Below are 20,739 nucleotides of genomic sequence, written 5' to 3'. Positions count from 1 at the left end.
TGGTCACCCACCGTCCTCCAGCGACTCGACGGCGCGGGCGAGGCTGGCCGCGCCGTGGCCGGCGGCGACCTGCCGGTCGACCAGCTCCTTGAGCGGGAGCAGGGTGGTGACGGGCACGCCCTGCGCCCGGCTCGCCCGGATGATCGTGGCCAGTCCCGACTGGTTCATCGCCAGGCTGGACTCCTCGCCGGAGTAGTCCCTGTCGTCGATCTCCCGGGCGAACGTGGACAGCGCCGGGAACAGGTCCGTCAGCCAGGACACCAGCTTCGGGGTGAGTTCGGTCGCGCCGATCCCGGCGGCGCGGGCCATCGCGGCGGCGTGCAGGAAACCGCCGATCGCGCCGTACATCCCGGCGAGGACGGCGACGTCGTAGCCCGACGCCAGACCCGGCTCCGGGCCGAGGAACGTGCCCCTGCCGAGGAGGTCCAGCCGGTGCCGCCACCGCTGGTGGACTTCCTCCGAACCGCTGTAGTTGAGGGACGACTGTTCCGTGCCGATCGTCTCCGGCACCGCGTAGACGGCCCCGTGGAGGTACGCCGCGCCCTGCTCCCGCGCCCAGGCGGCCACCTCCCGCGCGTCGTCCGGCGTGCCGGACGTCAGGTTCACCAGCGCACGGCCGCGAACCGCGTCGGCCGCACCGCTCAGCACTTCCCGCGCGGCAGGGGGATCGAGCACGGTGACGAGCACGAGTTCGCCGGCGGCGATCGCCTCGGCCGCCGTGCCGGCCACCGCCGCACCGCGCGCCGCGAGCGCCTCCGCCCTGGCCGCGGACCGGTTCCAGACCGTCGTCGGGTGCCCGTCGCGCAGGAACGCCTCGGCCACCACGCGCCCGAGGTTGCCCAGACCGATGACGGTGACCGGCTCGCGGTCTGTCCTCATGGTGTTCATGGGACCAGGTTCGCCGTCGTCGGCCGGCGCGACCAGTGACGGTGATGACCCGTGCCACCAAATTCCTGCCATACGATGTGGACCATGAGCGCCGGTTCTGTCGCACTGGTCGTGCCCGACGCGATCGGCGTCCTCGACCTGTACGAGCTGAGCATCCCCGCCACCGTGTTCGGCCTGCCACAGCCGGACCTCGCCGACCCCTGGTACGACCTGTGGCTGTGCGGGGCCGGGGAGCAGGCCGAGGCGTCCCTCCCCGGGTTCGCGCTGCGCGGCGGGCGCGGGCTGGACGACCTCGCGGACGCGGACACCGTCATCGTGGCCTCGGTGCCGGACGAGGTCGTCTACGACGACGCGCCCGTGCCGCCCGACCTGGTCGCCGCCCTGCGCCGGGCGCACGACGCCGGGGCCAGGATGGTGTCGCTCTGCGCCGGCGCGTTCGCGCTCGCCGAGGCGGGGCTGCTCGACGGGCGGCGGGCCACCGCGCACTGGATGCACGCCGGCCGGCTCGCCGAGCGCTACCCCGAGGTCGACGTGGACGACTCGGTGCTCTACGTGGACAACGGCGACGTGCTCACCAGCGCCGGGATGACGGCCGCGCTCGACCTCTGCCTGCACCTGGTCCGCCACGACCTCGGCGCGCACGTCGCCAACCAGCTCGCCCGCCGGTTGGTGGTGCCGACCCACCGCCCGGGCGCGCAGTCGCAGGTGATCGACCTGTCGGTGCCCGCCACGGACGACGACGGCCTGGCGCCGGTGCTGGACTGGGCCCGCGCCCACCTGGACCAGCCGCTGACGATCGACGACCTGGCCCGACGTGCCGCCGTGAGCCCGCGCACGTTCTACCGGCGGCTCCAGGCGGCCACCGGGACCACGCCGTTGCGGTGGCTGCTGAACCAGCGCGTGGCCAGGGCGCAGACCCTGCTGGAGTCGACCGACCTCGCCGTGGACCGGATCGCGGAGCTGAGCGGTCTCGGCACGGCGAACAACCTGCGCCACCACTTCCTCAAGCAGGTCGGCGTCTCCCCCAGCGACTACCGGCGCGCCTTCCCCCGCCGGCCGCAGCCGACGCCCGCCCCCTGAGGTCCCGCGGCGGGACTGTCGCATTCGCAGGCGGTGCGGCGATGTCGTGGGTGGAGGAGGCGTCGTGGCGAAGTCGATGAGGTCGCGGACGGGTCGGGTCGTGGCCGGGCTCGTGCTGGTGGGTGCGCTCGCGGGGCTGGTGCTCGTGATCCGGTCGGCGGTCGAGCAGCGGTCGTGGGCCGATGCCGAGGGCGTGGTGCGGGAGCGCCTGCGGTCCGGGAAGAGCTACTCGGTCGAGGTCGCGTACCGGCTCCCGGACGGCACGGAGCAGGTCACGACCCTGTCGGAGAACGGGCCGGCCCGGAACCCCGGCGACCGCGTGACGGTCCGCTACGACCTGGAGGGCGGCCGCGTGGTCGCTGCCGCCCTGGCCGACAACGACCAGGCGCACTGGGTGGCGGGTGGCCTGCTGGGCGTCCTCGCCCTCGGCGCGATCGTCGCCAACCTCACGGCCTGGGCACGCGACCCGGACTGACCGCCGCTCCCGCCGCCGGCGGCGGCAACCCGTCCCGGAACGTCCCGAGGGGACCGTCCACGGCGAATTCACGTCTTCGACGCCGCCGGAACGACTACGGCGTCAGCACCGGGTCGATCCAGCCCGAGTAGACCGTGGTGTAGCAGGCGCTCGACTCGATGGATATCCGGATCCGGAAAGCACCGGTGATGTCGGCCCGTATTTCCTCCACCCGGCCGACACCCAGCGTCGCCGACGCCCTGGTCTCGTCGTCGACCATCACCGCGAATGTCACCGTGGCCTCCGAAGGGCTCTTGTCGCCGAGACCGACCTTCGCGCTGAACGTCCGGTACTTGCGGTCCACCTGGTACGTTTCGACATACGGGTCGCAGAGGTACGACTCGCCGATCATCACCTTGTCGTGCTCCGCGCCGTTGACCTTCAACGAGCCCAGGTCGTAGTACGAGGACTCGCGGCCGACCAGCGCGACCTCGCTCAAGGGCTTCGACGCCGTGCCGACCGGGACCCCGGTGGTGGACGTCGGGCCTCCCCCTCCGGTCGACGTCGCCCCGGCGGACGCCGACGTCCCCGACCGATCGCCGTCCGCCGAGGTCGGCGCGGTCGGCGCCGGGGTTCCGGTGGCGACGCCCCGGCCGTCCCTCGCAAGACCGCGGTCCACCACCACGGCCAGCGCGGCGGTCCCCGCGATGATGCCCACGATCGCCACCGCCACCCGGAACCGGGGCAGCGAGCCCGCCAGCGTGCCCAGGTACAGCAACCCGGCGAGCACGGCGACCGCCCCGGAAATACCGATGACGGCCGCTGTCGACCCGGTGAGGACGGCCGCCACCGCCGCGACGTCGGCGACGATGGCTATCCACTTGAGCACCTTGTCGCCCAAACCGCCCCGGGAACCAGAGGATTCCTCGGCCATGCTCCCCCCTCATGTCGACGGTGTGCGCACACTACCGCCGGTCACGTCGACCGTTTTCCGCATCCGTTCGGCCGACCGGACGCGTGCGCCGATCGGACCATGGGCCCCGGCGGATTTCCGCTCCCGAATGCAGACATTCCCGGAACCCTTCGGCGAATTCCGGTCGACGCGGCCACACATTCCCGGAACCGGCACGGCCCTTTCGGGCACGGTCCCTGCGCCTGCTCGGCGAGCCCGATCCCGGGCGCATGGCCGAGCCGATCAACGCGGCCGTCCTCCGCGCGGCCCAGAACATCGAGGCCGACGGGGTGGAGGCGGTGCCGGACCTGCTCGACCGCCTGCTCCGCCCGTACCTCGACGCGCGGTGACGGCGGGCGTCGACCGGGCCGCCTGCCGCCCCGGCACCGGGGTGGGGGAACCGGTCCGCCCCGGTCGGGGCACACCCGATCGGGGAACCGGGGCTGACAGCCGCGCCGACCCGGCGGACGCTGGCCGGTATGAGGGGTGTGGTCGTGCCGGTGGTGGTCCTGCTCCTGACCGCCGCGGCTCCCGCGGTCGCGCGCGGGCCCGGCGTGGTGGTCGACTCGGACCGGTCGGCGACCTGGCACGGCCGGGTGGACCGGGACGACCCGCGGGTGCGGGACGTGCCCGAGTGCCGGGCCGCGGGGTGCGACCGGGCCGAGGTGGCGGTGCGGCTGCCCGCGCGGCTGCGGGACCGGCCCGGCGGGGTCGAGCTGGCGATCCGCACGGTCGGCGCGACCCCCGACGACAGCCTGGGCTTCGCCGTCTACCGGGCCGGCCGCCGGGTCGCGCTCGCCGACGCGCAGATCGGCACGTCCCGCTCGGTGTGGCTGCCGAAGACCACCGCGCACTACACCGTCTACGTCTTCCAGAACCCGTTCGTGCCCGGGTTGGCGTCCGCCACCGTCCGGTACGAGGGCCTGGTGGAGAACGAGGACTCGCGGGTCGAACCCGTGCCGCGCGACCTGCTGCCCGACCTGGAGGCGCTGCCGCAGCGGTTCGCGACGTTCGACACGCCGCCGCCGTTCTTCGGCGACTCGGCCGAGCCCGGCTCGTCGTGCTTCCGCAGCGAGGTCGAGGAGCGGGACGCGCGGCTGTGCCTGCGGTTCGGCCAGGCGATGGCCAACACCGGCGACGGCCCGGTGGACGTCCGCTACCGCACGCCCGCCGGCGAGCGGCCGGACGAGGTGCCCGGGGCCCAGCGCGTCCACCGCTCGGACGGGACGTTCACCGACGTCCCGTCCGTCGGCTCGATGCGCTACCACCCGATCCACGCCCACTACCACTTCGAGGACTTCTCCGTGTCCGAGCTGTGGGCCGTGGACGCCGCCGGGCGGCCGACCGGGACCGGCCCCGCCGCCGTCGGCAAGAAGAACGGCTTCTGCATGGCCGACACCGAACTGGCCTGGTGGGACCGGAAGGGCAACGCGCCGCAGACCTACCCCGCGCCCCGCTGCCTGGACCCGGAACCCGACTCGCCGCCGGGCGTCGACGCGTTCCGCAACGGCATCTCCCGGGGCTGGGCGGACGAGTACTGGTGGGCGCTACCCGACCAGATGATCGAGGTCGGCGGGCTGGCGGACGGCACGTACGCGCTCGTCACCCGGATCGATCCCGGCAATCGGCTGCGGGAGCTGGACGAGGGCGACAACTGCGTGCGCGTGCCGATCACGCTGACCGGCCTCGCCACCGGCACGCCCGCGGCGGCGCTGGGCAGCCCGGCCGAGCCCTGCGCCTGACCGGTCGTCACAGCCAGCCGTTCTCCTCGGCCACCCGGACCGCCTCGGCCCGCGTGCGCGCGCCGGTCTTGCCGATGGCGGCGGACAGGTGGTTGCGGACCGTCCCCTCCGACAGGTGCAGCGCCTTGGCCAGGTCGGCCACCGTGCCGCCGTCCCGCGCGCACGCCAGCACGTCGCGCTCGCGCTCGGTCAACGGGCTGCGCCCGTGGGCCAACGACTCCGCCGCCAGCACCGGGTCGACCACCCGCAGCCCGGCGTGGGCCCGCCGCACCGCGTCGACCAGGTGCTCCGGCGGCGCGTCCTTGACCACGAACCCGACCGCGCCGGCCGCCATCGCCCGCGCCAGGTAGCCGGGCCTGCCGAACGTGGTGCACACGATCACCCGGCACGACGGCAGGGCGGCGTGCAGCTCCGCGGCCGCCGACAGCCCGTCCAGGCCGGGCATCTGCACGTCCAGCAGCGCCACGTCCGGCGCGGTCCGGCGTGCCGCGGGCACCACCTCGTCGCCCGCGCTGACCTGCGCCACCACCTCGATGTCCGGCTCCAGCCCCAGCATGGCGGCGAACGCGCCGCGCACCAACGCCTGGTCGTCGGCCAACAGCACCCTGATCACGCGACCTCCGCCCGCAGCCGGTACCCGCCACCCGCAGCCGGTCCGGCCTCCACCGTGCCACCGACCTCCGCGAGCCGGTCGGCCAGGCCCGCCAACCCCGTGCCGGGCACGCCCGTGCCGCGGCCGCGGCCGTTGTCGCGCACCTCCAGCCAGGTGTCGCCCAACCGCACCTCGCACCGGGTGGCCGCCGAGTGCCGCAGCACGTTCGTCACCCCTTCCCGCAGCACGTGCCCGAACACCCGTTGCAGGTCCGGGTGCACGTTGTCCACCGCGTGCGGCAGGTCCGCCTCGATGCCCGCCGCGCGCAACGCGGCACGCGCGCCCACCAGCTCCGCCGACAAGGACACCTCCCGGTACCCGGACACGGTCGCCCGCACGTCGCCGAGCGCCTGCCGGGTCAGGGTCTCGATGTCGCGGACCTCCTCGCGCGCACGGCCCGGGTCGTCGCGCTCCAGCAGCCGCCGGGCGAGCCCCGCCTTGAGCGTGATGGTGGTGAGGCTGTGCCCGAGGACGTCGTGCAGGTCGCGCGCCAGCCGGTTGCGCTCCTCGACCACGGCCAGCGCGGCGATCTCCTCCTGCGCCCGCCGCAGCTCCCGGTTGGCCCGCAGCGCCCGGCCCATCGCGCCCATGCCGAGCGTCACCGAGAACACCGTCCCGAGCTGGTCGACGTCGTCGGGCAGGTCCCCGGTCACCGCCATCGCGACGGCCAGGCCCACCAGCACCGCGCCGTTGACGACGACGGCCCGCCGGGTGGGCAGGGCCATCGCCGTCGTCGCCATCACGTAGATCATCAGGGTGGCCGCGTCGAGCCCCAGCACCGCGACCGTGACCAGGCCGAGCGCCGTCAGCGCCAGGCAGGCGGCGGTCCGGCGGTCGTCCCGGTGCTCCAGCCGCCACAGCAGCGGCAGGAGCAGCCACCCGACGGAGTAGGCGGTCAACAGGGAGATCCCCAGCACCTTCCGCGGCGTGGAGCCGTCGCCCACCGCGGTCTCGTACACCGCCCGCGGCACGAAGATCAGCACGAACACCGAGCCGAACAGCAGCCACTTCACCGCGTCGCGCATGTCGCCAAACTAACGCCGGATCCCGGATCGGCGGCCCGACGACCGGCGTGGTGGGGCGGCTCCACCACCGACCCGCCCCTCCGGGCCCGCGGTCCGGTCGAGATCGTGGGACGCGGCACTACACCCGCCCGGCCCGGAAGCGCCGGGCGGCCACGAACGCCGGCACCAGCACCCACGCGCCGACCACCAGCAGCGCGTGCCCCACCTCGGCGCCCGGCACGAGCGGGGCCTGGGCGAGTTGCTTCACCCAGTAGGTCGGCAGCGCCTCCATCACCGCGCGCAGCCACCCCGGCGCCACGTCGGCCGGGATCCAGATCCCGCCGAGCAGGCCGAACAGCATCGTCGCCGCCGTGGTGACGGCCTGCATCCCGTCCGGCTCGGCCACCAGCCCGATCACGATCCCGATCAGCACGAACGGGACGGCCGCCAACCACAGCGCGAGCAGCACCGCGGCCCACTGCCCCGGCTCCAGCCGGACGCCCTCGACCACCGCGCCGACCAGGCTGACCAGCAGCACGGCGGGCAGCGCGACCAGCATCCCGAGCACCCCCTTGGTCAGCACGTACCCGGCTGCGGACAGCGGCGTCAGCCGCAACTGCCGCTGCCAGCCGGACCCGCGCTCCACCGCGATCCGCGCGCCGGTGGCCAGCGGCCCCGACATCACGCCGAACAGGGCCATGTTCATCATCAGCGACGTCACCACCGGCAGCCCGTTGGGGAACGTCTCCCCCTTGCCGCCGTAGAGGTTGACGAACAGCAGCAGCATGACCGCGGGCAGCGCCACGGTGAAGATGAGGTACCGGGCGTTGCGGACCGCGCGGACCAGCTCCAGCAGCAGGAATCGGGTGTTCACCGGTGGTCTCCCGTCAGGGCGAGGAACGCGTCCTCCAGGCCGAGGGCCGTGATCTCGATGTCGTGGGCCGCCGGGTGGGCGGCCAGCAGCGCGCGCAGCGCCGCGTCGGAGTCCGCGCAGGTCAGCACGGCGCGGTCGGCACGCAGCTCGGCGGAGCGCACGCCCGGGAGCCGGGCCAGCTCCGCCTGCCGCGCGCCCGGCGTCACGGCGCGGATCGTGCGGCCGGACACGGCGGCGCGCACCCGCGCGACGGAACCGTCGGCGACGACCCGGCCGGACCGCATCAGCACCACCCGGTCGGCGAAGTCCTGCGCCTCCTCCAGGTAGTGCGTGGCGAACAGCACGGTCCGCCCGGAGGAGGTGTAGTCGCGCATCGACCGCCAGAACCGGCGGCGGGTCTCCACGTCCATCGCCACGGTCGGCTCGTCGAGCACCAGCAGGTCCGGGTCGCTCACCAGCGCGAGCGCGAACCGGACCCGCTGCTTCTCCCCGCCCGACAGCCTGGTGCAGCGGCGGTCGGCCAGGTCGGCGACACCGGCCCGGTCGAGCACCTCGGCCACGGGCAGCGGGTCGCGGTGCAGCGCGGCGATCAGGCTCACGGTCTCGGCGACCGTGGCGTCGTCCGGCAGCGCGCCGCTCTGGAGCATCGCGCCGACCACGCCGTCCGCCACGGCCCGGCGCGGCGTGCGGCCGAACACGCCGATCTCGCCGCGGTCCGGCGTGGACAGACCGAGCAGCAGGTCGACCGTCGTGGACTTGCCCGCGCCGTTGGGCCCGAGCAGCGCGACGACCTCGCCGGGCGACACCGTGAGGTCGATCCCGTCCACCGCCCGGACCTCGCCGAACGCCTTGTGCAGGTCGCGCATCGCCAGTGCGGCTCCGGCGCGAACGGCTGTTGCGTGTGTCATGGGACGAGCGTGCGCTCCGACGCGGGCCGGTCCGGGTTCCACCCGTCACGACCACGCCATGACATCCGTCATGGATCCCGCCGTGCACAATCACCGCATGCCCGCTCACGATTTGCTCCGCTGGCAGTTCGACCTGACCTGGTCGCTGTTCGACTTCCACCTGGAACGGCTGACGCCCGAGGACCACCTGTGGGAACCGGCTGGTCTCGTGTGGACGATCCGGGACGGGGTGCCGGACTGGGCCGAGACCGAACCGGACCCGGTGCCCGTGCCCACCGTCGCCTGGGTGTCCTGGCACCTGGGCTGGTGGTGGTCGGTCGCGATCGACCACGCGCTGGCACGCCCGCCGCGCGACCGCGCGGAGGTCACCTGGCCCGGTCCGGACCGGGTGGTGGACTGGCTGCGCGGGCTGCGGGACGAGTGGGTCGGGCTGCTGCCGGCCCTGGACCTGTCCGCGCCGTCCACCTTCCCGTGGCCGGACCGCACGGTCGGGCACATGGTGGCGTGGGTGAACGCCGAACTGATGAAGAACGTGACCGAGATCGGGCAGCTGCGCCTCCTCCGGGCCGCGTCCGCCCACCAGCCGCGCTGACCCGCGGTTCCGGCCCGGCCCGGGTTCGGGCGCGGCGCGCGGTTCACGGGCAGCCCGGGGTTCAAGGGCGGCGCGGAGTTCAGGCGCGGCGGTCGGTTCACGCGCGGCCTGCGGTTCACGCGCGGCCTGCGGTTCAGTGCGATCCGCAGGCGGTTCGGGGGCGGCGGGCGGTTCAGTGCGATCCGCGGTTCGCGCGGCGGGCGGTTCGGGCGGTGCGGGCACGGCCGGCGGTGCGGGCGCGGTCGGCGGTGCCGGCGTGACCGGTGGTTCAGGCGTGACCGGCGGGTCTCCGTGCCGACCCCGACAGCTCCACCGGCTCGACGGAGTCCGCGAGCGGCAGGACGGCGACGAGCCGGAACCCGCCGCCGGGCGTCCGGTCGGTGGTCAGGCTGCCGCCCAGCGCGGCGAGCCGTTCCCGCAGGCCGGACAGCCCGTGCCCGGTGGACAGCGCACGGTGGTGGGCGGGGCCGCGGCCGCCGTCGTCGGACACCTCGATCCGGACGTGGTCGGCGGTCCAGGTCAGCAGCACCTCCGCGGTCGCGCCGGCGCCCGCGTGCTTGGTGACGTTGGTCAGGGCCTCCTGCACCACCCGGTACACGGCGAGGTCCACGGCGGCCGCGACCGGCCGCCGGTCGCCCACCACGCGCAGCCCGACGCGCGGTCCGGCGGCCCGGAACGACTCCAGCAGGGCCGGGACGTCGTCGGCCCCGGGCTGCGGCTCGGCCGCGTCCCCGTCGGCGCGCAGCACCTCCAGCATCCGGCGCAGCTCCCCCATCGCGTTCTCGCCCAGGCGCTGGATCGTGTCGAACGCCCGCGCGGCGCGGGCGGTGTCGTGGTCGAGGACGCGCCGCCCGCCCGCCGCCTGGAGCACGATCACGGTGACCGCGTGCGACACCACGTCGTGCAGCTCGCGCGCGATCCGGCCGCGCTCCTCGGCGACCGCCTGCCGCGCCTCCATCCGCCGGCCGGCCGCCAGCAGCCGGGCGTGCTCGCGGCTGGTCCGGACCCACCGCCCGGTCGCCCACACCGACAGGGGCAGCAGCGTCAGGTACGCGGCGGCCGCGACGTCGACCACGAACTCCTCCGGCCGGGACAGGTCGAAGTCCGGGGTGGAGGTGTGCAGCGCGTAGAGCAGGGCGGCGGCCAGCGCCACGCCCGCCACCCGCACCCGGCACCGCTCGGCGACCGTGAACAGCGCGAGGTAGACGACGATCTCGGGGCGGAAGTCGAAGCCGCTGACGGGCGCGGCGAGCGCGGCCAGCGCCAGCACCACGACGAACACCGCCATCGGGCGCCACCGGCGCGCCAGGAGCACGACGAACATCAACCCCAGGTAGCCCAGGGTGAACCAGAACCGCGGTTCCTCCGGCCGCAGCGGGACGTGCGAGTAGAGCACCACGTCCATCGCCCCCGCCACCAACGCGAGCACGACGTCCGCGGCGACCGACTTCACCGCGCTCCGGGTCACGGGCATCGAGCGCAGTTCACGATGTTGTGCTTCGCGCACGCCCGGTCGCCCGGCCGCACCGGTCCGCCGGTACCCGCGGCCTCGAACGCCGCGCGCACGTCACCGCCGTGGGCGGCGATCGCCGCCTCCAGCACGACCGGCTCGGGCATCACCGCGTTCGGCGCGTGCCGCGAGGCCGAGGCGAGGTCGAGCACGGCGAACTCCGCGCCCGCGACCCGCACGGCGTTCACCCCGGCGGGCGCGATGCGCTCGACCGGGCTCCCGCCCCCGGCGAGCACGACCGCGACCTCCAGGCTGCCGTCCAGCAGGCCGGGCGGCGGGTCGGGCACCACGACCCGGTCCGGTTCGACCAGCCAACCCGCGGCGACGTGCCCCTCCCCGGTGCGCGCCGCGCCCTCGTCCTCGATGGAAACGACCACGCGTTCCGCCGTCATCATTACCCCCTGGGCAGGTCCGTTCGAGTCGTGAACCAGGAAAGCAGGGTGAAGGCGTTCCATCCTCCGACGCCGGGCGGACCTTGGGCATCCCCGAATGGTGTTACCACGAACGTGTGACGCCCCGATCGTGTGACGCACTCCGTGCCGACGCGGGACCGCTCGTCAACGGCGTCCCGGCGCGTTCCTTCGGCCTTGACCGCCGACAGACCGACGTGAACCAATTTCACGTCAGATCGGCCGTCAACGAGGAGGTCGTCATGTCCCTGCTACGACGCCCGGCGCTGGCGACGGCGCTCGCCGTCACCCTCGCCTGGTCCGGCACCGCCGCCGCGCAACCCGCGCCCGCCGCCGCGCTGCCCGCGGCCGCCGCGCTGCCCACCGCCGCCGTCGCGATCGGCGACAGCTTCGTCAGCGGCGAGGGCGCGGGCTCCTACCAGCCGGTGACCGACGTCAACGGCGTGGCCCAGGGCTTCCCGGGCTGGTCCGCGCCGAACACCAACGCCTTCTTCTGCCACCGCTCCGCCAACGCGTCCCTGCACCAGGCGGCCCTGCCCGGCATCCAGGCCCGGTTCAACCTCGCCTGCTCGGGCGGGCAGCCGCACGACGTGGTGAGCCCCTCGGGCAGCCGGGCCAAGGGCCGTGCCGTCGCCTCCCAGCTGGACCAGCTCCGCGCGGTGGCCGCCACCCACGACATCGACCTCGTCCTGGTCGGCCTGGGCTCGAACAACAGCTCGTTCACCTTCGGCGACGTGGCCACGCTGTGCGCGAACCGCTTCATCGCCGACGCCTGGACCGGCTGGTGGGAGTTCTGGGCCTACCTCGGCGGCCCGGTGCCGCAGGAGCCGTGCGCGGTGTCCGACCTCGCCACGGAGGCCGAGATCGCGGCCGCGACCGCCGAGACCACCGCGGCCCTGCGCTCCCTGCTCACCACCCTGGCCCAGGTCGACGCCGACGGCCGGCACCGGATCGTCTTCCAGGACTACACCAACCCCCTGCCGCTCGACCTCGCCCCCCGCTACCACGAGGAGGACGGGCGCACCGACACCCGCGACAAGTTCCGCGACCTCGGCGCCGAGCGCTACGCCGCGGGCTGCCCCGTGCACCGCGCGAGCCTCGCCCCGGGCCACGTCTTCTCCTCCCGGCTGGGCACCGTGGTGCAGGGCGCGCACGCCGCGCTGTCCGCCGAGTTCCCCCACGCCGACCTGGTCCTGCTCAACGTGCAACGCGCGTTCGACGGCGCCCGGCTGTGCGAGCAGGACGGCAGCCCGGCCAACGCCCTGGCCACCCCGATCCGGCTCCAGGACGGGCCGACCGGCACGTTCGTCACCAGCCTGTCCGGCAAGGACAAGATCGACGTCCAGCGCATCGCCAACACCTGCGTGAGCTACTTCCAGACGTGCCAGGAGTCCTGGCACCCGAACGCCGCGGGCCACACCGTCCTCGGCCGCTGCCTCGCCGGCGCCGCCACGACGACGGCCCGGGCGGTCGCCTGCACGAGGGGCGCGGACGGCACGATCACCGTCGGCTGAGCACGTCACCACGACAGGAGCCGTGCGGGGGAACTCCCCCGCACGGCTCCTGTCGCGTCCACCGACCTAGAAGGGCTGCCAGGAGTCGTCGTCGCGGCCCGGCCGGGGCGTGTACCGGCCGACCGCCTCGACGTTGCCCGCCACGTCGATCGAGCGGTACTCCAGGTACTCCTTGCCGTTGGGGCGGACGTGGACGTCGCCGCCCCGGTAGGTCTGCCAGGCGCCGCCGGACACGCGGTACTCGGTGCGGGCCACGCCCGACGTGGCGTCCGTGGCGGTGAGCCGGACGCGGGACGCGGACGAGCCGCGCTTGGCCTTCGTGACCGGCGGCGCGGTGTCCACCTGCACCGCCACCGACTGCTCGGCGGAGGTGTTGCCCGCCGCGTCGGTCGCCCGCACGGCCACCCGGTGGACGCCCTCGCCCACGGACACGACGCCGGTGTAGGGCGTCCACGGGCCGCCGTCGAGCCGCTGCTCCAGCACCACGCCGCCGGACGTGTCGTCGGCGGCCGTCGCCGACACCAGCGCCCGCGTCGTCCACCACCCCGTCGGACCGGGGGCGTTGTCCGCCTTCACGGTGAGCCGCGGCGCGGTGCGGTCGACCCGCACGGTCGCCGTCTTCTCCGCGGAGGCGTTGCCGGCGGCATCGGTCGCGCGGAACGCGACCACCCGCTCACCGTCGTCCGCGAACGACAGCGGAGCCGTGTACTCGGCCCACTCGCCCGCGCCCACCCGGTACTCGACGCGCACCGGCCCGGAGCCGTCGTCGGTCGCCGAGGCGGTCACCGTGACCGGACCCGTCCACCACCCGCCCGCGCCCGGCGACGCCGGGTCCGTGACGACCGACAGCACCGGAGCAGTCCGGTCGGTGGACACCCGGAAGTGGCTGAACCGGGCGGGCTTGGTCGCGGTCTGCCCGCCGCCGAGGGCGAACAGGCCGATCCGCGCCCCGGTCAGGTTCGCGTTGACCACCGGTTCGAGCGACGTCCAGACCCGGCCGTCGGCGCTGTAGGAGCCGGTGTAGGTGGTGCCGGACTTGGCCAGCCGCAGGTGCCACACGCCCCCGGAGAGCCCGCCGACGCCCGGCTGCGGCTGCCCCACCACGTCGCCGCTCTCCGACCGCAGCTCCACCCCGCGCTGCACGGGCGCGCCCGGCTCGTTGGTGACGATGTGGTCGAGCTTGATGTAGTTGGCGTCGTCCGCGTAGGCGATCAGCCCGGCCTGCTGGAAGCGCTCGTCCAACGCCGACGCGTCCACCTCCGTCTCGATCACCCAGTCGCCCTCGGGCGCGTGCTGGAGGATGAAGTTGGCCGGGTTGTCGTCCGCGGTGCCGTAGATGTCGCCGTCGCTGGTGTCGATGCGCAGGCTGCCGTCGCCCACGCCGTAGCCGCTCGGGTCGGGCCGCACGACGGCGTTCCAGCGGCAGCCGTCCAGCGCCGTGCCGGAGAAGTCGTCGTCCGGCTCGACCGGCGCGGTGTCGTCCGGCGTGAGGGTGAACCAGTCGAACTCGGCGTCCACCACCGGGCGGTCGCCGCCACCGCCCACGAGCGAGATCAGGCCGACCTTCGGGTTCGCCATGCCCGCCAGCGCCTTGGTCTGCGGCATCGTGGTGAACGCCTGCCCGTCCGCGCTGTAGGAGGCGGTCAGGTTCTGCCCGTCGCTGGTGAACCGCACCCACACGGTGTCGGGGTAGTCCGCGCCCAGCGGCGCGGTGTTGGACTCGCCCACCTCGTTGGGCTGCCCGGCCTCCTCGCGGATGAACTGGAAGATCCGGCTCGCCGCGTCGTCGGTGTCCGAACGGCCTTCGAGCACCATCTTGGCGTAGTTGTCGTCGTCGCCGTAGATCACCAGGCCGGCCTGCTGGTAGGCGCGCCGCACGGGGACGCGCAGCTTGGCCGTGGCCTGGAACGGCCCGGACGGCAGGTCCTGGAGGACGATGTTCGGCGTGGTGTTGGTGGTGCCGTAGATGTCGGACGGCGCGGTCGGGAGCACCAGGTGGCCGTCGCGCACCGCGAGCTGCTGGTTCTCCCGCACCACGGTGGTCCACCGGTTCCGGTCGAGCGCGGTGCCCGGGAAGTCGTCCGACCGGCCGGAGAAGCACGTCACGTCGGGCGCGCGGACGGTGATCGGGACGGTCTTCGTCGCGCTCGCGCCGCGCGCGTCGGTCGCGGTGACCTTGGCGGTGAAGGCGCCCGCGGCGGTGTAGGTGTGGCCGACCGACGCGCCGGTGGCCGTGCCGCCGTCGCCGAACACCCAGGTGTAGGTGATCGGGGTGTCGCCGTCGGGGTCGGTGGCCGACGCGGTGAAGTCCACCTCCAGGGGCGCGGTGCCCGACGTCGTGGTGGCCGAGACCTCGACCGCGGGCCGCTGGTTGTGCGTCACGCCCCGGCCGACGAACTCCAGCCAGTTCACGTTGACCAGGTAGCCGGTCGTCGCGCTGCCCTGCGGCCTGCGGGTGACGAAGTACAGCTCGGACCCGGCCGGCACGTCGTCGGCGAGGTCGGCGGTGACGGTCGTCCAGGTCTGCCAGCCGCCGGTGCCGGCGAACGTCGCCGTGCCCGCGAGGGGGCCGTCCGGCGCGCCGACGCGCACCTCCAGCCGCCCGCCCTCGGACGCCGCCGCCACCCGGAACCGGACCTGGTCGATGCCCTGGAGCGTGGCGGGGCGCAGCGAGAACCAGTCGCCGTCGGTGATGAAGCCGATGTTCCGGCCGCCGCCGACGTCGGTGGTGTCCTCCTGCTGCACGCCGTCCGCGTCGTCGCCGATGCCGTCCGCGGTGCGACCGGTCGCGGTGTGGAACTCGGCCTCCTTGTGCTTGGGCTGGAGCACGACGATCGCCTCGCCGGTCAGCCGGGACGCGCCGTCGCCGCCCTTGTCGGTGTACTTGGCGGTGAGGACGCCGAAGATGTTCGCCCCGACGTGGCCCTCGTCGCCCGACATCAGCGCCAGGCCCTCGCAGCCGCGGTACTGCTCGTAGCCGTGGGAGTGCTCGTCGTGGCCCAGGGCGGGCTGCACGACGACGTCCTGGCAGTCGATCGTGCCGTCCTCGGCGTCGGTGACCGTGACGCGGTAGGCGACCTGGTCGCCGAAGTCGAAGAAGCCGCCGTCGACCGGCGCGGTCAGCGTGACCACGGGCGGGGTGTTGCCCACGACGATGGTCACGTTGGCGACCGCGGACCTGCCGCCCTGGTCGGTGACGGTGAGCCGGGCGGTGTAGTCGCCGTTCGCGGTGTAGGTGTGGCTCGGCGCGGGCTCGGTGCTGTCCGTGGCGCCGTCGCCGTCGAAGTCCCAGGCGAACGTCAGCGGGTCGCCGTCGGGGTCGCGTGACCCGGCCGAGTCGAACCGCACGGTGAGCGGCGCGTGCCCGGAGGTCTTGTCCGCCTTCGCCGCGGCGACCGGGGCCCGGTCGCCGCGCACGTAGTCGATGCGGTAGACGCCGCTGTCGGCGTTGTTGCCGCCGAAGCCGGAACCCCACTCGATCAGGTACAGCGAGCCGTCGGGGCCGAACTGCATGGCGTGCGGCCGGTTGAACGCCATGCCCGGCAGCATCCGGCTGATGTCCACGACGGTCGAGCCGGACTCGTCGAGCTGCAACGAGAACAGCCGGTTGTCGTTCCAGTCGCCCCAGATCGCCTTGCCGTCCCAGTAGGCGGGCCACTTGTGCTCGGACGCCAGGTCCGGGTCGAACCGGTAGGTGCCGCCCGCCATCGGCGCGCCGCTGCCGCCGATCTCGGGGTTGCCCGTGCTGGTCTTGCCCTGCCAGATCTTCGTGCCGATCGCGGCGGGCAGCTCGGTGATGCCGGTGTTGTTCGGGGAGTCGTTCACCGGGTGGGCGCAGTCGAACTGCGCGCCGGACGCGCCGGTGGCGAAGTCGTAGTCGACGTACGGGGTGTTGTCGCCGACGCAGTAGGGCCAGCCGTAGAACCCGGGCCGGTCCACGACGTTCCACTCCACGCGGCCGTCCGGCCCGCGCCGCGGGTCGCTCTGGCCCGCGTCGGGGCCGTAGTCGGCGACCTGGAGCTTGTTGGTCAGCGGGTCCAGCCCGATGCGGAACGGGTTGCGGAAGCCCATGGCGTAGATCTCGGGCCGGGTCTTGGGCGTGCCGGGCGGGAACATGTTGCCCGCCGGGACGGTGTAGGTGCCGTCCGCCTGCGGGGTGATGCGCAGGATCTTGCCGTTGAGGTTGGCGCTGTTGGCGGCGGAGCGCTGCGCGTCCCACGCCGACCGGCCGGCCCGCTCGTCCAGCGGCGAGTAGCCGTCGGAGTTGAACGGGTTGGTGTTGTCGCCGGTGGTGATGTAGAGGTTGCCGTCGTTGTCGAACTCCAGCGCGCCGCCGGCGTGGCAGCACTGCTCGCGCTGGGTCGCGACGGTCAGCAGGACCTTCTCGCTGCCGGCCACGATCGTGTCGCCCTGGAGCGTGAAGCGGGAGACCCGGTCGACGGCCTCGGCGCCGGCGGGCGAGTAGTAGAGGTAGAGGTGGTTGTTGGCGGCGAAGGCCGGGTCGAGCGCGATGCCGAGGAGGCCGAACTCCTGTCCGGTGTAGACGTTCAGCGTGCCGGCGGTGACGACCGAGCCGTCGCGCCGGACGACGCGCACCGCGCCGTTGCGGTCGATGTAGAACACGCGGCCGTCCTCGGCGATCGCCAGCTCCATCGGGTTGGCGGTGGTGTCGTCGAGCGTGACCTTCTCGTAGGCGTCGGTGCGGGTGGCCGAGCAGTCGGCGTCCAGCACGCCGGCCGCCGTCTGGATGCCCTTGAGCAGGTGGTCCAGGAACGCCGGCTCGGCGTAGGACTCGTCGGTGTGGCCCAGGCCGGTGTACCAGGACCGGCCGCCGTCGTAGTCCTGGCACCAGGCGATCGGGTGGCTCGACCCCATCGTGCCGCCGGTGTAGCTGGTCTCGTCCAGCTCGGCCAGCACGTGCACGTCGGCGGACGGGTCGGTGCGGTAGTTGTACCACTCGTCGAACCGCCGCCACGTCTGCGGCAGGCCGGCGGTGGACGGGTGCGCCGGGTCGGTCACCTTCACCGTCGCGTCCTGCGGCTGGGGGTGGCCGGAGAAGTAGGCGCCCACCAGGTCGCCGTACCAGGGCCAGTCGTACTCGGTGTCGCTGGCGGCGTGCACGCCCGCGTACCCCCCGCCGGCGCGGATGTAGCGCTCGAAGGCGGCCTGCTGGGCGGCGTCGAGGACGTCGCCGGTGGTGGAGAGGAACACCACGACCTCGTACTGGGCGAGGTTGGCGTCGGTGAACGCGGCGGCGTCGTCGGTGGCGTCCACGGTGAAGCCGTGCTCGTCCGCGAGTCGGCGGATCGCGGCGACGCCCGTCTCGATCGACGGGTGGTGGAAGCCGGCGGTCTTGCCGAAGACGAGGGCCTTGAACGTCTCCTCGCCGTGACCGGGGTGCGCCTGGGCCGGCGCGGCCAACGCCACGAGCGACCCGAGCAAGGCCACCACGACCGCGGCGGTGGACCACCGTCTCGGACCGCGCCTGGACGAACCCACCATGGAGACCTCCACCCGATTGAGCGCGCGCTGCGCCGACGACGACGGGATCCATTCGTCGGGGATCAAGCTAATGACGCGTTTTCCGGGGGGTCAAGGCAACCGATTGGCGACAACTCGCCAATTCACGATCGGCCTATCGGCGCGAACAACTCATTCGGCGGATTTACCGCACGCGCCCGGCACAGGAGGATTCGCGCGCGGCGTCGCCCGCCCCGAGGTGCGGCCGGTCACCCGATCGGGTGCTGCGGGTTGCTAGCGTTGCGCGGTGTCTGAGCGAGAGCACCCCGGCCGGATCGTCGACGGTCGGTTCGAGCTGCTGGAGCGGCTGGGCAGCGGTGGGATGGGTACGGTCTGGCGCGCCCTCGACCTGGGGCTGCAGCGCGAGGTGGCGATCAAGGAGGTCCGCCCCGCCGACGCCGACCAGCTCGACGGCAACCCCGCGATGGCCGCCCAGCTGCGGGAACGCGTCCTGCGCGAGTCCCGCGCGCTGGCCCGGCTGCAGCACCCGAACGTCGTGTCGATCTACCAGATCATCGACTCGCCGGACTCGCCGTACCCGTGGATCGTCATGGAGCTGGTCCGCGGCACGTCCCTGGACGCGCGGCTGGCCAAGGGCGTGCTGAGCCCCGCCGAGGCGGCCAGGGTCGGCCGGGACGTGCTCGCGGCGCTGCGCTCGGCCCACTCGGCGGGCGTGATGCACCGCGACGTCAAACCGGGCAACGTGCTGCTGCGGACCGACGGCAGCGCCGTGCTCACGGACTTCGGCATCGCCGCCCTCCAGGGCTCGACCCAGCTCACCGCGACCGGCGACGTGATCGGGTCGCCGGAGTACATCGCCCCGGAACGGCTGCGCGGCGACGAGACGCACACCGCGTCCGACCTCTGGTCCCTGGCCATGCTGCTGTACGTGGCCGTCGAGGGCCACCACCCGATGCGCCGGGCCACCACGATGGCCACCCTCGCCGCCGTGATGACCGAGCCGGTCCCGCCACCGCGCCGCGCGGGAGCCCTCGCCCCGGCGCTGAACGCCGCCCTCCGCAACGACCCGGCCGAACGCCCGACCGGCGAGGTCCTGGACCAACTGCTGGCCGCCGCCGAACGCGCCGCCGCCCCGTTCCCCGGACCCGCCACCCCGACCGGCTTCCCCGGCCCGGCCGGCGGCTCGCCGGGCCCGGCCACCCCCGGCGGGTTCCCGGTCCCGGAGCACCCCCACCGGCAGTCCGGCCCGACCCCGACGCCAACCCCCGCCGGCGGCACGCCGATGGGCAGCCCGCCGGGTTACGCCTCGCCCTACCCGACCCCGCTCCCCGGGCCGCGCAAGCGGGCGGGAGCCGTGGTGGTCTCGGTGCTCGGCGTCGCACTGGTCGTCGCCGCCACGCTGCTGGTCGTCCACCTGACCGACGGCGACGACCCGGCGAACAACGGCAAGGGCACGTCCACGGTGCCGACCACCATGCCGAACATCGCCCTCCCCGACCCGACCACCACCACCGAGGTGGCCCCCGGGGAAGACCTCCTCACGCCGGCCGGCGCCCGCAAGGCCGTCGCCGCCCTGAGCGAGGTGATGGGCGGCACCAAGGTGTCCGACCTGACGCTGTGGTCGGAATTCGCCACCGCCGTCGCCCCGACCTCCGCCGTCGCGCACGGCTTCGACGACTTCGAGTACCGGTCCGGCAAGGCCACCAGGAAGGGCGCCGACGGCGTCGACGCCGACCGGGCCGTGCTCGACCTGAACGACGCGAACTGGGACGCCGTGCCCGCGCTGTTCGAGCAGGCGAACCGCGAACTGGGCGTCCCCCAACCGACCATGCGTTACCTGATCGTGAGCACCGACATCATCGACGGAACCGCGACGATGAGGGCCTACCTGGCCGACGATTACGGCGGCGCCTACCTGGAAGCCAACCTGAAAGGCGAAGTGCAGAAAACCTATCCGCGCAACAAGTGACGCGATGTGCCGCGGACATGTCCGCGGCACAGGTCCTCCGATCACGTGTGTTGACGGCCGACCGGTTGCCTTCGAGTGCGCCATGCGGTCGTGCGCACCCGGTCGAGGGTCACGGCCGGCCGTCGTCCACTTCCGCTACGGGAAGCAGACCGGCGAGGAGTCGATACGGATTCCGTTCGGCACACCGAGAGCACGCAGGTCCCAGACGAGCCCGGCGTTGCCCGGCCGGAGGCACCCGACCTTGCCGTTGGTGTAGCGGATGTAGACGACGTCGTCGTTGCGGGTGTTCACCCCGTAGTAGACGTCCGTCCGGTTGAACCCCTGCCAACCCGACGTGATGACCTGGAACTGCTCGACCTTCTGCTCGTTCGCGTTGTAGAGGCAGGCGTAGGGGTAGGCGCATCCCAACGCCCCCGCGGTCGCCACCTCTCCCGGCGCGGCCGACGCGGCGCCGTGCGGTGCCGAACAGGTCACCGCCAACGCGACGAGCGCGGCGACCAAGCTCGTGAAACCTCTCATTCATCCCCCTCGTGACGATGTCCGGGCAGTGCCGGAGCCGGAGACATCGTCCCGAGCCGGAAAGGCGCACCGCGACACGTTTGCACCCAACCGCAATAGCGCTGGTCACGTGCTCGGAGCGCCGGCCTTTCGGGGTTCCCCCGGACGGACGTATCCGACTACCGGTGACGTGCACCTGATGGGGAAGAGT

Annotated in this window: 16 protein-coding genes; 6 read left to right on the top strand and 10 right to left on the bottom strand. The window is 73.7% G+C overall.

The genetic code is table 11. From position 1 onward, the window contains the following. Window positions 1-3: 3 nt before the first annotated feature. The gene (locus tag ACWEFJ_RS10190; protein WP_449713545.1) at window positions 4-879 is read right to left on the bottom strand and encodes an imine reductase family protein; all 876 of its coding nucleotides are present in this window, start codon (window positions 877-879) and stop codon (window positions 4-6) included. Window positions 880-963: 84 nt separating this feature from the next. Between ACWEFJ_RS10190 and ACWEFJ_RS10185 the strand changes: the two genes are divergently transcribed. After that, window positions 964-1,968 (top strand): GlxA family transcriptional regulator, encoded by a 1,005-nt coding sequence (locus ACWEFJ_RS10185; RefSeq protein WP_449713544.1) that lies wholly within the window; start codon window positions 964-966, stop codon window positions 1,966-1,968. 64 nt (window positions 1,969-2,032) lie between these two features. Beyond that, entirely contained in the window at window positions 2,033-2,443 is a 411-nt protein-coding gene (locus ACWEFJ_RS10180) for a hypothetical protein (protein WP_449713543.1), read from the top strand. A 94-nt stretch (window positions 2,444-2,537) separates the two neighbouring features. Here ACWEFJ_RS10180 and ACWEFJ_RS10175 read toward each other — a convergent pair whose 3' ends face one another. After that, entirely contained in the window at window positions 2,538-3,356 is an 819-nt protein-coding gene (locus ACWEFJ_RS10175; RefSeq protein WP_449713542.1) for an NPCBM/NEW2 domain-containing protein, read from the bottom strand. A 497-nt stretch (window positions 3,357-3,853) separates the two neighbouring features. Here ACWEFJ_RS10175 and ACWEFJ_RS10170 point away from each other — a divergent pair, with 497 nt between their 5' ends. Then, window positions 3,854-5,116, top strand: a complete 1,263-nt coding sequence (locus ACWEFJ_RS10170; RefSeq protein ID WP_449713541.1) for a lysyl oxidase family protein — start codon at window positions 3,854-3,856, stop codon at window positions 5,114-5,116. Window positions 5,117-5,123: 7 nt separating this feature from the next. On the opposite strand, the gene ACWEFJ_RS10165 is transcribed toward ACWEFJ_RS10170, so the two are convergent. From ACWEFJ_RS10165 to ACWEFJ_RS10150, 4 genes are all read right to left on the bottom strand, one after another. Next, entirely contained in the window at window positions 5,124-5,729 is a 606-nt protein-coding gene (locus ACWEFJ_RS10165) for a response regulator transcription factor (protein WP_378093267.1), read from the bottom strand. Next, window positions 5,726-6,793: a sensor histidine kinase gene (locus ACWEFJ_RS10160; protein WP_378093265.1), complete on the bottom strand. Its 1,068-nt coding sequence runs from the start codon at window positions 6,791-6,793 to the stop codon at window positions 5,726-5,728. The genes ACWEFJ_RS10165 and ACWEFJ_RS10160 overlap by 4 nt, the downstream gene beginning before the upstream one ends. A gap of 118 nt (window positions 6,794-6,911) precedes the next feature. Continuing rightward, the gene (locus tag ACWEFJ_RS10155; RefSeq protein ID WP_449713540.1) at window positions 6,912-7,646 is read right to left on the bottom strand and encodes an ABC transporter permease; all 735 of its coding nucleotides are present in this window, start codon (window positions 7,644-7,646) and stop codon (window positions 6,912-6,914) included. Continuing rightward, window positions 7,643-8,554 (bottom strand): ABC transporter ATP-binding protein, encoded by a 912-nt coding sequence (locus ACWEFJ_RS10150; protein WP_449713539.1) that lies wholly within the window; start codon window positions 8,552-8,554, stop codon window positions 7,643-7,645. The genes ACWEFJ_RS10155 and ACWEFJ_RS10150 overlap by 4 nt, the downstream gene beginning before the upstream one ends. Window positions 8,555-8,651: 97 nt before the next feature. Between ACWEFJ_RS10150 and ACWEFJ_RS10145 the strand changes: the two genes are divergently transcribed. After that, the gene (locus tag ACWEFJ_RS10145) at window positions 8,652-9,146 is read left to right on the top strand and encodes a DinB family protein (RefSeq protein ID WP_378093259.1); all 495 of its coding nucleotides are present in this window, start codon (window positions 8,652-8,654) and stop codon (window positions 9,144-9,146) included. A gap of 268 nt (window positions 9,147-9,414) precedes the next feature. On the opposite strand, the gene ACWEFJ_RS10140 is transcribed toward ACWEFJ_RS10145, so the two are convergent. Together ACWEFJ_RS10140 and ACWEFJ_RS10135 are read right to left on the bottom strand one after the other, a co-directional pair. After that, window positions 9,415-10,620, bottom strand: coding sequence for a sensor histidine kinase (locus ACWEFJ_RS10140; RefSeq protein ID WP_449713538.1), 1,206 nt, complete (start codon window positions 10,618-10,620; stop codon window positions 9,415-9,417). Next, window positions 10,611-11,048 (bottom strand): hypothetical protein, encoded by a 438-nt coding sequence (locus ACWEFJ_RS10135; RefSeq protein ID WP_449713537.1) that lies wholly within the window; start codon window positions 11,046-11,048, stop codon window positions 10,611-10,613. Before ACWEFJ_RS10135 ends, ACWEFJ_RS10140 begins: the two co-directional genes overlap by 10 nt. A 260-nt stretch (window positions 11,049-11,308) precedes the next feature. On the opposite strand from ACWEFJ_RS10135, the gene ACWEFJ_RS10130 reads away from it, so the two are divergent. Beyond that, complete coding sequence (locus ACWEFJ_RS10130) at window positions 11,309-12,580, top strand: hypothetical protein (RefSeq protein ID WP_449713536.1); 1,272 nt, start codon at window positions 11,309-11,311, stop codon at window positions 12,578-12,580. A gap of 66 nt (window positions 12,581-12,646) precedes the next feature. On the opposite strand, the gene ACWEFJ_RS10125 is transcribed toward ACWEFJ_RS10130, so the two are convergent. After that, the gene (locus tag ACWEFJ_RS10125) at window positions 12,647-18,031 is read right to left on the bottom strand and encodes a ThuA domain-containing protein (protein WP_449713535.1); all 5,385 of its coding nucleotides are present in this window, start codon (window positions 18,029-18,031) and stop codon (window positions 12,647-12,649) included. Window positions 18,032-18,347: 316 nt separating this feature from the next. On the opposite strand from ACWEFJ_RS10125, the gene ACWEFJ_RS10120 reads away from it, so the two are divergent. Then, complete coding sequence (locus tag ACWEFJ_RS10120; RefSeq protein WP_449713534.1) at window positions 18,348-20,030, top strand: protein kinase domain-containing protein; 1,683 nt, start codon at window positions 18,348-18,350, stop codon at window positions 20,028-20,030. Between the two features lie 135 nt (window positions 20,031-20,165). On the opposite strand, the gene ACWEFJ_RS10115 is transcribed toward ACWEFJ_RS10120, so the two are convergent. Continuing rightward, window positions 20,166-20,549 carry a hypothetical protein gene (locus ACWEFJ_RS10115; RefSeq protein WP_449713533.1) on the bottom strand — a complete coding sequence of 128 codons (384 nt, stop codon included), beginning with the start codon at window positions 20,547-20,549 and terminating at the stop codon, window positions 20,166-20,168. Between the last annotated feature and the right edge of the window lie 190 nt (window positions 20,550-20,739).

The organism is Actinosynnema sp. NPDC004786 (genome assembly GCF_053601135.1).
The sequence above is the reverse complement of the archived record's forward strand: the minus strand, read 5'-3'. Positions and strand labels throughout refer to the sequence as shown.